The 12248-nt window shown below is 72.6% G+C and carries 9 protein-coding genes and 1 pseudogene; 4 read left to right on the top strand and 6 right to left on the bottom strand.

Going from position 1 to position 12248, the window contains the following annotated elements; genetic code table 11:
- Positions 1 to 69 precede the first annotated feature (69 nt).
- From ABZT18_RS12620 to ABZT18_RS12635, 4 genes are all read right to left on the bottom strand, one after another.
- Positions 70 to 513 carry an HNH endonuclease gene (locus tag ABZT18_RS12620; RefSeq protein WP_354994513.1) on the bottom strand — a complete coding sequence of 148 codons (444 nt, stop codon included), beginning with the start codon at positions 511 to 513 and terminating at the stop codon, positions 70 to 72.
- A gap of 229 nt (positions 514 to 742) precedes the next feature.
- The gene (locus tag ABZT18_RS12625; protein ID WP_354994512.1) at positions 743 to 1951 is read right to left on the bottom strand and encodes a hypothetical protein; all 1209 of its coding nucleotides are present in this window, start codon (positions 1949 to 1951) and stop codon (positions 743 to 745) included.
- Positions 1952 to 2018: 67 nt separating this feature from the next.
- Complete coding sequence (locus tag ABZT18_RS12630) at positions 2019 to 3572, bottom strand: FAD-dependent oxidoreductase (protein WP_355251318.1); 1554 nt, start codon at positions 3570 to 3572, stop codon at positions 2019 to 2021.
- Positions 3573 to 3620: 48 nt separating this feature from the next.
- A complete protein-coding gene (locus tag ABZT18_RS12635) occupies positions 3621 to 4109 on the bottom strand; it encodes an MSMEG_6728 family protein (protein WP_354994510.1) in 489 nt (162 codons plus the stop codon).
- Positions 4110 to 4203: 94 nt separating this feature from the next.
- Between ABZT18_RS12635 and ABZT18_RS12640 the strand changes: the two genes are divergently transcribed.
- From ABZT18_RS12640 to ABZT18_RS12655, 4 genes are all read left to right on the top strand, one after another.
- Positions 4204 to 6273, top strand: a complete 2070-nt coding sequence (locus tag ABZT18_RS12640; protein WP_355251321.1) for an NAD-binding protein — start codon at positions 4204 to 4206, stop codon at positions 6271 to 6273.
- A gap of 101 nt (positions 6274 to 6374) precedes the next feature.
- Complete coding sequence (locus ABZT18_RS12645) at positions 6375 to 9248, top strand: BTAD domain-containing putative transcriptional regulator (protein ID WP_355251324.1); 2874 nt, start codon at positions 6375 to 6377, stop codon at positions 9246 to 9248.
- Between the two features lie 30 nt (positions 9249 to 9278).
- Positions 9279 to 10268 carry an ATP-binding cassette domain-containing protein gene (locus tag ABZT18_RS12650; protein ID WP_354994507.1) on the top strand — a complete coding sequence of 330 codons (990 nt, stop codon included), beginning with the start codon at positions 9279 to 9281 and terminating at the stop codon, positions 10266 to 10268.
- Positions 10265 to 11050 (top strand): ABC transporter permease, encoded by a 786-nt coding sequence (locus ABZT18_RS12655; RefSeq protein ID WP_355251327.1) that lies wholly within the window; start codon positions 10265 to 10267, stop codon positions 11048 to 11050. The genes ABZT18_RS12650 and ABZT18_RS12655 overlap by 4 nt, the downstream gene beginning before the upstream one ends.
- Here the strand turns inward: ABZT18_RS12655 and ABZT18_RS12660 are convergent.
- Together ABZT18_RS12660 and ABZT18_RS12665 are read right to left on the bottom strand one after the other, a co-directional pair.
- A pseudogene (locus ABZT18_RS12660) lies at positions 11029 to 11409 on the bottom strand (amino acid permease); the annotation flags it as partial. The gene ABZT18_RS12655 and the pseudogene ABZT18_RS12660 overlap by 22 nt on opposite strands.
- Before the next feature lie 34 nt (positions 11410 to 11443).
- Positions 11444 to 12181 (bottom strand): phosphatase PAP2 family protein, encoded by a 738-nt coding sequence (locus ABZT18_RS12665; RefSeq protein WP_355251419.1) that lies wholly within the window; start codon positions 12179 to 12181, stop codon positions 11444 to 11446.
- Positions 12182 to 12248 lie beyond the last annotated feature (67 nt).

Consider the following 12248-nt stretch of genomic DNA (forward strand, 5'->3'; position numbering starts at 1 on the left):
GGGGGCCGGCGGGTGCCGCGCCGGGGGCGTACCCCCCGACACGGCCCCCCGTTCCCGCCGGCCGGTCCGTCACCGCCCCGCCAGCGCCGACCAGCCCGGGTTCACCGGCTCGCGGCGCAGCGGCATGCCCGCCTCCGCCGGTGTCCGGTCGCCCTTGCGCTGGTTGCAGCCGTAGCAGGCGGCAGTGGTGTTTCTCCAGGTGTTCCGGCCGCCGCGCGAGCGGGGCAGGATGTGGTCGATGGTCGACGCCGGGCCGCCGCAGTACGCGCAGCACCGCTCGTCGCGGCGCAGCACGCCAGCCCGGGACCAGGCCGGCCCGGCGCTGAACCGCCACCGGGTGACCACGTAGCGGACGAGGCGCACCACCCGGGGCATCGGGAAGACGCCGATCACCTGGTCCGGCTCGGCCTCGTGGATCTCGGCCACCCGGCGGCAGAGCATCCGGACGGCGTGCTGAACGGTGACCCGGTGCAGCGGGCCGAGGTCGGCGTTGATGACGAGGACGGCGTCCACCGGGATCTCCCTTCAGAGCGATGACGGACGAACTGCTCCGGACAGCGAGGAGCCGCCCGGTCCGGCTGTCGGACGGGCGGCTCGGCGCGTACGGGAACGCGTCAGTCGGGCCGGCCCGCTCGGGGACCTTCCGCTCGGCAACCGTCGCCGGGCAGCGTCGACGAGGGCACGGTGGTGACGTGCGACATCGTCATGAGCTGCTCCAACGGGTGTGGTTGACCTTGCGCGATCACGGTAGGTCGATGCGGGAGGTGCGGGCAACGTATTTCGAGCGGCCAGCCTCCCCGGCGCGGCGCTGACGGCGGGTGCGAGGGGCGACTTTCGCCGGGGCCTGGGCGGTGGACAGTGGCCGGTTCAGCCGCAGGGCCATCCGCGCGGTGAGTTCGCTGTCCAGCAGCGGCCGGTTGACCTCGCCTGCGACGACCAGCGCCGGCCCGGAGACCGACCGCCAGATCGCGGCCAGTCCGGCGCCGAGGCCCACCAGGGCGACGGTGGCCCGGGTGGTCGGTGAGCCGGCGGCCGCGGCGGCGCTCACGCCCACCACCGCGAAGAGCACCAACAGCAGGGGTACGAGCACCGGCCAGAAGATGCCCCGTGCCGCCTGCGCCACCAGTCGCCGGTCTCGGATGATCAGATTCCTGGCGATCACCGCGTAGTCCTCCTCGTCGAGCAGGTCGCGTGGGTGCAGGCCGCCGGTGAGCACATCGCGCCAGAGGTCACCCTGACCGCGCAGCGCCCGGCTCAGTTCGGCGGGCGTCGGACCGGTCGGGTCGCCGTGGCCGGCCCGATCGACCGCGGTCGCCCAGGCGGCCAGCGATCGGCGCACCACTGAGGCCGAGTACGGCGGCAGCACGCTGGCCAACTCGTCCAACCACCGGCTGATCTGGATCTGCCGGCCGCCGAACTGCCTCAGCAACTGGGCGGCGTCGCCGGCTCGGACGGTGTCGGCCACTGATCGGCCCAGCCGGTAGGCCAACCCGACGCGGTGGTTGGTGGCCATCGCCCAGCGGAGTACCTCCACGTTGAGGTCGTCGAGGGCGAGCAGCAGCGGCACCGGGTCGGCGGGGTCGGGTCGGCCCGGGTCGGGGAGCAGGGCCCGGGCGGCTGACGTGTCGGGCACCGGCCCGCTGTGCCGGGTGAGTTCGGCGATCTGGGCCAGGGCGACGTCCACCCCGTCGAGGTACATCCGCATCCGCCGATGGGCGGACATTTCGGTGAGGTTGGAGAGTTTGGCCGGCGGTACGGCGGGGCGGCCCCCGACCGGAGCGCCGAGCTCCGCGTGCTGCCCGTGGTGGTAGGCGTCCGCCATCCACCAGCCGAGCCGTAGTGCGGTGACGACGCAGGCGCGTTCGTCGCGGATCAGCGGGTACGCGTCGTCGCGGCCGATCTCGTCGATCGAAGGGCCGTTCTCCGCGCCGGCGCGGTGCAGTGGTGACATCTCCCGCTGCCCTCCCGCCCGGTCGATCGACGGTTGATCAATCGAGCGTACGGCAGCGTACCGATGGTTATGTGGCGTTTTGTCGCTTTGGTCCAACTCGACCGGCCAGCAGCCCGCGCGGCCGGATCGAGCGCACCGGCTCGGCCGCGCCACCCTCGGCGCGCAGGATGTGGTTCGCGGCGATGATGCCGGTGGCCGCGGAGCGTTCCATCAGGGCGCTCGGGAAGTCCGTGGCGATCCCGTCCCCGGCCAGGTAGAGGCCGGGCGCGTCGGTGCGTACCCCCGGTCGCCAGGCGTGGCTGCCCGGCGTGAACGCCGGTGCCTGCGCCTCCACCCGCGCCCGCATCTCGCGGACCCGCAGGTCGCCGGCCTCCGGCCAGAGCGCGACCAGCTCGCGGCGCATCCGCTCGGCCAGCTCCTCGGCCGGCACCCCCGCCTCGCAGGCGTACGCGTGCAGCTCGATGACCGACCCGCCGGTCTGCCGCGCCCAGCGCCGCGACTCGTTCTCCAGTCGGTGGTAGAGCGTCACCGAGTCCAATGTGGGCTGCCGGGACACGCCGTTGAACACCGCCCGCTCGGCGGCCACGTCCCCGTCACACCAGTACCGCGCGACCGCGTACGGCGGGCCGGGAGTGCCGAAGGTGGGCATCCGCGCGGCCAGCTCCGGTGCCTGCTCGACCAGGTCGGGGGAGGCCCCGACCAGCGCGGCGAGCGCCGGCGGGTCAACGGCCAGCACCACGTGGCCCGCCGGATGGCTGCCGCCGTCGGCGGTCGACACCCGCCAGCCGTCGGCGTCGCGGTGCACCCCGGTCGCGGCGGAGCTGGTGAGCACCCGGCCGCCGTGCTTCTCCACGTGCCGGGTCAGCGGCTCCCAGATCGCGGTGGCGTAGTCCTCGTCCGGGCAGTCGAACGCCAGCCCTTCGGGGTTGCCGAGCAGGTAGAAGTGGAACTGGGCGACCATCTCGGCGGCCGACATCTCGGCCTCGTGGTTGAAGAACGAGTGCGAGAAGACCTCGAACAGCATGGCCCGGGCCCGGTCCGGCAGCCGCAGCGACGCCAGCAGCTCGTCGGCGGTGGTGTCGTCCAGCTCGGCGTAGGTGCGTACCGGGTCGTAGCTGAGCAACGGCAGCGCGGCGTCCCGGTCCATCAGGCGCAGATCGGCCAGGCGCAGGCTGGGGCTGCGCAGCAGCAGCGCGAGCAGGTTCGCCGGTGGTGCGGGCGGCAGCCTGCCGAACTCCTCGGTCGGCCACTGCTCGCTCAGGATCGGGTAGCCCGGAATGGGCTTGAGGAAGCCCAGGTCGGGGTCGATCCGGCGCAGGATGGACCGCCAGTTGTAGTACTGCCGGAAGAACGCGTGAAAGCCGTGCTCGTTCTGCTGGCTGCCGTCGGCGAGCGCCTCCGGCCAGGCGCCCAGTCGACCGCCGAGCGTCGGTGCCGCCTCCAGCACAGTGACCGCCACACCACGCTCGGCCAGCACCACCGCCGCCGACATGCCGGCGATGCCGCCACCGACCACCACCGCTGCGGTCGGTCGCGGCACGCGGTCGGCACCACCGCCGCCCGGGTCCACCTGGTGCTGGCGTACGCCGATGAGCCGTCCCACCACTTGCGACAGCGCCATGAGCACCTTCCCGAGCCGACAGAGTCTCCAGTCTGCCGCACCGAACGGTCAGTCGCTTGGTAGGCAGCGACGGGTCCGGTCGGAGTCGGGCCAGACGTACTCCAGGTCTCCCGGAACGTCGTCGCCGAAGATGGGGCGGTAGTGCGCGGGGTCCTTGCGCAGCAGTGATGAGCGGTGGCTCAGGTGCAGGTCGTCGCGGCCCAGCCAGGGTGGCAGCTCGCCGGCCCCGGCCAGCTCGATCTGGGTACGCACGACGCCCGGTCCGCAGGCGGCGGCGAGGTCGACGGTCATCGTGGTGGCGCAGGTGTCGGCCCGCCCCGGCTCGGTCCAGACCGCGCACATGTCCAGCCCGTAGCGGGTGAGCGCCTCCTCGTACCCGGCCCACATCTTCACCGCCGGGTGGTTGCGCCAGCCGTACCCGGGTCGGGTCAGCCCGCGCAGCACCTGGATGGCCTCCACCCGCTGCTTGCCCAGTCGCTTCTGGTCCAGCGTGCGGGCGCTGGCCAGGAAGTCCGGGTACGGGAGGAACGTCTGCATGTCGCTGCTCTACCCGTCGCCCGGGCCGACATGCCTGGCCGGGAATGATCCGGACGGGGTCGCCCACCGTGATGGTCCTGACTACGATCCGGGCATGGCGGAGCCGTGGCGGGACCGGGCGCGACGGGCGGTCGAGTGGAACTGGCGGCTCCGGTCGGCTGGTGATCCGCGCCCGCACTACGTGATCTGTGGGCGGGACGCGCTCGCCTACTACGTGGCGCGGGCGATGCTCGAATCCGAGTTGCCGGCGGGTGGGGCCCGGGTGACCGTCGTGGTGCCCGAGCGTTACCGCAGCAACGGCCCGGACGTGGCGGGGCTGCGGGGGGTTCGGGTGGTTCGCTCGGATCGCCTGGACGTGGCCACCTTCGAGGCCGCCGGCCTGGCCGGGGCCGCCGGGCTGGCCCTGCTGCACCAGGACGATGTCGGCAACCTGCATGCCGCGCTCTGCGCCCAGGCCGTCGACCAGCGGGTCCGTCAGGTGCTGCGGATGTTCAACGGCACCCTCGCTGACGGCGTGCGCAAACTGCTCAAGGCACCGGTCGAGGTGCTCTCCGACGCCGAGATGGCCGCGCCCGCGTTCGTGGCCGCCGCGCTCGGCGAGGTCGACCCGAGTTCCTTTCAACATCGGGACAAGACGCTGCGGGTGGCGCGGCGGGCCGACGTCCGACCGCAGGACGTGGTCTGCGCGTTGGCGCACTTCAGTGAGGCGCAGAGGGTGGAGCTGCTGCCGCTGGAGCAGGCCGGCGCCGACCTGGTGCTCGCCGAGGCGACCGGGCAGCCACCGGGCACCGAGGTCGCCGCCCGTCGGCTGGTCCGGGCCCGCAAGCGACGTCGTCCGGTCGCGGTGCTGCTGCGCGCGGTACGTGGCTTCGCCACCCGCAAGATCGGCGTCGCGGTGATGCTGGTGCTCGCGCTGATCGCGGTGCTGGGGGCGCTGATCTCCCGAGCCGAGGACGTCACCCCGTTGGAAGCGTTGTACCTGACGCTGGTCACCACGCTCAGCGGCGCCGACCCCGACACCGACAAGGCGGCCGACGCGCAGATCATGCAGGTGGTGCTCAACCTGGCCGGGTTGGCGCTGATACCGCTGATCACCGCCGTCGTGGTGGACGGCATCGTCAACGCGCGGCTGGCCCTGCACACCGGCCGGGTGCAGCCCGCGCGGGTCGGGCACGTCGTGGTGATCGGCCTCGGCAACGTCGGCACCCGGGTGATGGCGCAGCTCCGCGAGTACGACGTCGAGGTGGTGGCGATCGACAAGGATCCGGAGCCGCGCGGCGGTGCTCTGGCACGCCAGCTGGAGGTGCCGCTGATCGTCGGCGACGCCGCGCTGCCGGAGACGCTGGTCGCCGCGTCGGTGGCCGACTGCCAGGCGCTGGTGGTGGCGTCCACCGACGACGTGGCCAACCTGGAGGCGGCGCTCGCTGCCCGCGATCTCCGCGACGACCTGCGGGTGGTGCTGCGGTTCTTCGACGGTGACTTCGCCGAACGGGTGGAGGAGACCTTCGCCCTCGGTGTGTCCCGGTCGGTCTCCTACCTGGCAGCCCCGGCCTTCATCGGGGCGCTCACCGAACGCGCGGTGATCACCACCATTCCGGTCGACCGGCACGCGCTGCCGGTCGCCGAGGTGCCGGTCGCCGCCGGCTCCGAGCTGGATGGCCGACCGCTCGGCATGGTCAACCGGGACGGGCAGGTCCGGCTGATCGCCCGCACTCCGGCGGGTGGCGCCAAGACGATCTGGTGGAAGGATCTCGACCCCCGACAGGTGATCTTCGCGGGCGACCGGCTCACCGTCGTCGCCCGCCGACGCGGGTTGGACTGGCTGACCAGGCAGTGCGCCCCGCCCGCCCCGGGGAAGGTGCCCATGCCGCACGGTCACGCCGGTTCCATGCCTCGGCCCGTACCGACCCCGCCCGGCATCGGCCGCCCCGCAGGGCCGCCGTCCGTCCCCGGTGAGGAGCACGCCCTGCCGCCCGGGCTTACCAATCAGCAGGTCGCCGCCTCTGCGCCCGGCGCCGCCCACCCGGTGTCGGCACCCGTGTCGCCCGCCGTCGGAGGGGTGCCGCCCATCCAGGGTGGGGGCATCGGGCACCGACCGGTGGAGCCGGGCGACGACGCAGGCGTCCGGGACGAACCGGACTCCAGCGCGGCACGGTCAGGCTGACCGTTCGGCGACTCCTCGGGGATGGCGGCGGTTCCGATGACCATCGGGTCCCGCCAGACCGGGCAGCGGGAACAAGCTGGTCGTGAGCGACAATCGGTGTCATGCGTTTTCGCATCCTGGGGCCGACCCAGGTGCTGCTGGCCGACGGGCGCGAGATCCCCGTGGGCGGTCCGCGGCTTCGCGCGCTGCTGGCGCTGCTCCTGCTCGACGCGGGCCGGGTGGTGTCCGCGGAGCGGCTGATCGACGGCCTGTACGGCGAGCATCCGCCCCGGGGCGCGGCCAACGCGCTCCAGTCCCAGGTGTCGCGGCTGCGTCAGGCTCTGCCCGCCCACCAGAACCCGGTCGAGTTCCACCCGGCCGGTTACCGCCTCGCCGTGGATCCCGGTGATGTCGACGCGTACCGGTTCGAGCGGCTCGCCGAGGCGGGGCGCAGCGCGCTGGCCGGCGGCGACTGGCCCCGCGCGGCGACCGTGTTGCGCGAGGCGCTGGAGCTCTGGCGCGGCCCTGCCCTGGCCGATGTCCTCGACGCGTCCGGCGCACCCGCGCAGGCGGCACGGCTGGAGGAACTGCGGCTGGCCGCCGTCGACGATCGGATCGAGGCGGACCTGGCGCTGGGCGCGCACGCCGCGCTGGTCGCCGAGTTACGGGAACTGGTCGTCGCGCACCCGTTGCGGGAGCGGTCGCGGGGCCAGCTCATGCGCGCCCTGTCCGCACTGGGCCGGCCGGCCGAGGCACTGGCCGAGTTCGAGGGCGCCCGGCGCACGCTGGCCGAGCAGCTCGGTGCCGATCCGTCGGCGGCGCTGGCCGCGATTCACCTGGCTGTGCTGCGCGGTGAGGAACGCCCGGCCGTGCGCGGGACAGCCGAACAGGCACTGCCAAGCCAGCTCACCACGTTCGTCGGGCGGGAGGACGAGCTCACGCGCGTTGGGGAGTTGCTCGGCGAGCGAAGGCTGATCACCCTCACCGGCCCGGGAGGAGCGGGCAAGACGCGGTTGGCGATCGAGGCCGCGGGCCATCTCGACGGCGAGGTCCGCTTCGTCGAGCTGGCTGGGCTGGCCGACGGTGCGGACGTACCGCAGGCGGTGCTGAGCGCGCTCGGCCTGCGCGATGCGGGCCTGCGCGCCCCGGCCGAGCCGGGCCGGCGTTCGACCGACCGACTGGTCGAGGCGCTCGCCGAGCGGGAGCTGCTGCTCGTCCTCGACAACTGCGAGCATGTCATCGCCGACGCCGCCCGGCTGGCCGCACGGTTGCTGAGCGCGTGCCCGGGGCTGCGCGTCCTGGCCACGAGTCGGGAGCCGCTCGGGCTGGCCGGTGAGGCGTTGTGCCCGCTGTCCGGGCTCACCCTGCCGCCGCCGGACGCGTCGGCGCCGGACGCCGACGACTACGCCGCGGTCAGCCTCTTCGCCCAACGAGCCGCTGACGTCGCACCCGACTTCACCGTCACGCCGGCCAACGTCGAGATGGTGCTGCGGATCTGTCTGACCCTCGACGGCCTGCCGTTGGCGATCGAGTTGGCCGCCGCGCGGCTACGGTCGTTGCCCATCGCCGAGGTGGCCGCCCGTCTCGACGATCGGTTCCGGCTGCTGTCGATGGGCAGCCGGGCCGCGTCGCCGCGACACCGCACGCTCCGGGCCGTGGTCGAATGGAGCTGGGACCTGCTCGACGATGCCGAACGGAGACTGGCTCGACGGCTGACCGTCTTCGCCGGCGGGGCCACGCTGGAGGCGGCGCAGCGGGTGTCCCGCCTGCCGACCGCCGAGTTCGTCGACGCACTGACCGGTCTGGTCGACAAGTCCTTCGTGGAGATGACCGGCGGTCGTTACCGGATGCTCGAGACGGTCAGGGCCTTCTGCGCCGAGCGTCTCGCCGAAGCCGGCGAGGCCGACGACCTGCGCCGTGCGCACACCGCGTACTTCCTGGAGTTCGCCTGGACCGCCAGCGACCACCTTCGGCGAGCGGAACAGCTGCACTGGCTGCGGCGGCTCGACGCTGAGCGGGACAACCTGCATGCGGCGCTACGCCGTGCCACCGCGGCTGGTGACGCGACCGACGCGGCCGGGTTGGTCGCGGCCCTCTCCTTCTACTGGTGGCTGCGCGGCATGCGCGGGGAAGGGGCCCGGCTGGCCGCCGACGTGCTCGACGTGCTCGGCGCCGAAGCACCGCCAGGGCTCGGCGAGGAGTTCGCCCTCTGCGTCTACAACGCCTCGCTCAGTGGTTCCAGCCAGCTGCCCTCCCTCGGAACGCAGCAGTCCGTGATCCGCAGCCTCGACCGGGCGCCTCGACAACCGTTCCTGCTGTATCTGTCGGGAATCTCGACCGGCCCGCCGCCCGGCGGCGCCGAGCACGTCGACGAGCTGATGCGGGAGCTGCGGCGGCTGGTCGGCTCGGACGTCTGGATCAACGCGCTCGGTGCGATGGGCAGCGGCTCGGCACAGATGTGGAGTGGTCAGTGGGACCGGGCCAGGAACGCGCTGGTCACCGCGCTTGACGGCTTCCGGAGCACCGGGGACCGGTGGGGGTCCATGATCACACTTGGTGCGCTCGGTGAACTCGCCGCCTGGCGGAGTGATCCGGAGGCGGCGAGCGCCCACATGGATGAGGCCATGGGACTGGCCGAGGAACTCGGATCGTTCGTCGACCAGGCCGACATGCTGCGTACCCGGGGCGAGATCAGGCTGCGCGCCGGTGACCTTGCCGCGGCGCGCGATGATTTCGCCGCCGCGCTGCTCCTGGCGCAGCGCAGCGGTGCACCGGAGTTCGTGTCCGGTGCCCGGCTCGGCCTTGCGCAGGTGGCACGGCTGCGCGGAGATCTCGTCGAGGCGAGGCGGCTCTGCGAAGAGGCGTTGGCCGGCGGGCTCACCGGCTGGTATGTCGGCGAGGCCACGCGTTCGGAGATCGTCTCCGTCCTTGCGGGCATCACCGAGGCGGAGAAGGCCGAATCCGGCGGCACGCCGCCGTCAGTGGACGGTGCGTGACCCGTCAGCGCCCGACCGCACCGTGGGGGCATGACGACATTCGAGGTGGTCGCCGAGGGTCTGGGCAAGCGGTACGGCCCGACCCGCGCGCTTGACACGTTCAACCTGACCGTGCCGGCCGGCACGGTGTACGGACTACTGGGGCCGAACGGCGCCGGGAAGACGACGGCCGTACGAATCCTTGCCACGTTGCTGCGCTTCGACGCCGGCAGGGCCACCGTGGCCGGGTTCGACGTGCTGCGTCAGCCGGACGAGGTGCGTGCCCGGATCGGCCTGACCGGGCAGTACGCCGCGGTCGACGAGACCCTCAGCGGCCGGCAGAACCTGGAGCTGTTCGGTCGGCTGTTCCGGCTCGGCCGACGGGCTGCCCGCCAGCGAGCCGGCGAACTGCTGGAACGGTTCGGGCTCGACGAGGCCGCGAGTCGGTCCGCCGGTGAGTATTCGGGTGGGATGCGCCGCCGGCTGGACCTCGCCGCGAGCCTGATCCGCACGCCGCGCGTGCTCTTCCTCGACGAGCCGACGACCGGCCTGGATCCACGCAGTCGCAACCAGGTGTGGCAGCTCGTGCGCACGCTGGTCGCGGACGGCACCACGGTTCTTCTCACCACGCAGTACCTGGAGGAGGCCGATCAGCTCGCCAACCGGATCTCGGTGATCGACGCCGGGCGGGTGGTGGCCGAGGGGTCCCCGGACGAGCTGAAGTCGATGACCGGTGGTGACCGGATCGAGGTGGTGGTGCGCGACGCGGCCGACCTGACCCGGGCTGCCCGTATCGTCGCGCCGATCTGCGGCACCCAGCCCGAAAGTGATCCGGAGGTTCGGCGACTCAGCGTCCCGGTGGCCGACCGGGTTGCCGGGCTGGTCGACGTGGTGCGTGCGTTGGACGAGGCGGGAATCGCGGTCGAGGACATCGGCCTGCGGCGCGCGACGCTGGACGAGGCGTTCCTGCACCTGACCGGACACCGGCCCGATGAGGCCCGTGAGTCCGTGGGCGCCGGCCGAAAGGCGGACGTGGCATGACCACCGCGATCGCCGACGGCTGGACGATGACCAGGCGGAACATGATCCACGTGATCCGCGCGCCGGAGGAGTTGATCCTCTATTTCTCGCTGCCGATCATGTTCGTCCTGGTCTTCGGGTACGTGTTCGGCAGCGGTATGCAGGTGCCGGGCGGCGGCAACTATCGGGAGTTTCTGCTGCCCGGGGTCTTCGTGATGACGATGCTGTACGGCCTTGGCGCCACCGCGAGTGGCGTGGCGCTGGACCTCAGCCGAGGTGTCGTCGACCGGTTCCGGTCGATGCCGATGGCCCGGTCCGCCCTGATGACCGGCCGCAGTGCCGCCGACCTGCTCCGCGCCCTGCTGGAGATGTCCACCCTGTTGGTCTGTGGCCTGCTCGTCGGGTGGCAGTGGCGACATGGCGTCGGAAAAGCTCTGCTCGCCGTCGGGCTCCTCCTGCTGCTGCGAGTGGCGATCACCTGGATCGGGATCTACCTGGCGCTGCTGGTCCCCAATCCGGACACCGTCGGGGTGATCGTCTTCCCGGCGGCGTTCCCGCTCACCGCGATCTCCAATGTCTTCGTGTCGCCGGAGCTGATGCCGCCGGTCATCGGTGCGATCTCGGAGTGGAATCCGCTGTCGGCCACCGTCGCGGCGATCCGCGAACTGTTCGGCAATCCGGGCCTGGGTGGCGACTCCTGGCCGGCGGAGCACGCGATGCTGTTGGCAGTGGTGTGGCCGCTGCTCCTGATCGCGACGTTCGCCCCGCTGGCAGTGCGCCGCTACCGGCGGCTGAGTCGCTGACCGGCGGCGCCGACGGCGAGCACGCCGAAGCCGGCGAGGACGCTGCTCAGCGGCAGGTTGACCGCGAGCAGCAGGCAGCCGACCAGGCCCAGACCGGCGAGGACCCGGACCGGCATCCGCCGGTCCGGGTCCCGGCCCAGGGTCAGCGCCGCCGCGTTGGTGATCGCGTAGTAGACGAGCACCGTGCAGGCGGAGAAGCCGATCGCCTGCCGTATGTCGCCGAGGAGCACGACCACGATCACCACGGCGGCCACCACCAACTCGGCGCGGTGCGGCACCTGGTGCACCGGGTGCACGGCGGCCAGCGCGCCGGGCAGGTCGCGGCGGCGGGCCATCGCCAGAGTGGTGCGACCGACTCCGAGCCGCCGCGCCAGTTGATTCACGGACCGAAACCTAGGGGTACGAGGTGAACGGCCGGTCCCATGCGCGTAGCCGGCCGGGGAGCGGCACATCGTCCCAGGGCACCCGGTGCAGCAGCCGGTCCAGGATCAGCCCCAGCAGCAGCCCGGCCACCGAGTCGGTCAGCCAGTGCCAGCCGAGATATGTGGTGGTGGTGAGGACGACCAGCGGCGGCACGATGCGGATCACGGTGATCAGCCGGCCCGGCAGTTGCCGGCCGAAGCTGCGAGCCAGCGGGGCGAGTAGCAGCGCGATGACCCCGTACCAGACGATCGCGTTGGCGACGTGCCCCGACGGGTAGGACTGGGCGAATCGCACCGGCAGATCGTCGTGGAACAGCGGCAGGGTCTGCTCGGGCGGCAGGAACGGTTCCTTGACGCTGGCGCTCGGTGCGGCGCGCGCGGTCCACACCTTGAACGGGCCGATGGTCAGATAGGTCAGCACGAACGCGACCACCGGCGGCAGGATCGGCCGCACCGACCGCAGCCGGACGGCCAGCAGCACGCCCAACCCGGCCGCGATCAACGTCAACGGGGTGCCCTGGCCGAGCAGGTTCAGCACCCGGGCCACCCAGTAAGCGGTGGTTGGTCGATGCCCGTCGGCCCAGTCGGCGATCGCCCGGTCCAGCCCGAAGAGCTGGTCCGCGGCGAGTGCCACGGTCAACCCGACCAACCCGACCAGCAGCAGCGCGTCGAACCACCAGCCGGCCGGGCGGACGGGCCGTAGCCGCAGGTCACGTCGTACCGCCGTGGGTTTGAGCACGGGACCACGCTACCGGCCCGGCGCGAGGCCGTGGCGT

The organism is Micromonospora sp. NPDC005291 (genome assembly GCF_040607415.1).
Lineage (GTDB): Bacteria > Actinomycetota > Actinomycetes > Mycobacteriales > Micromonosporaceae > Micromonospora.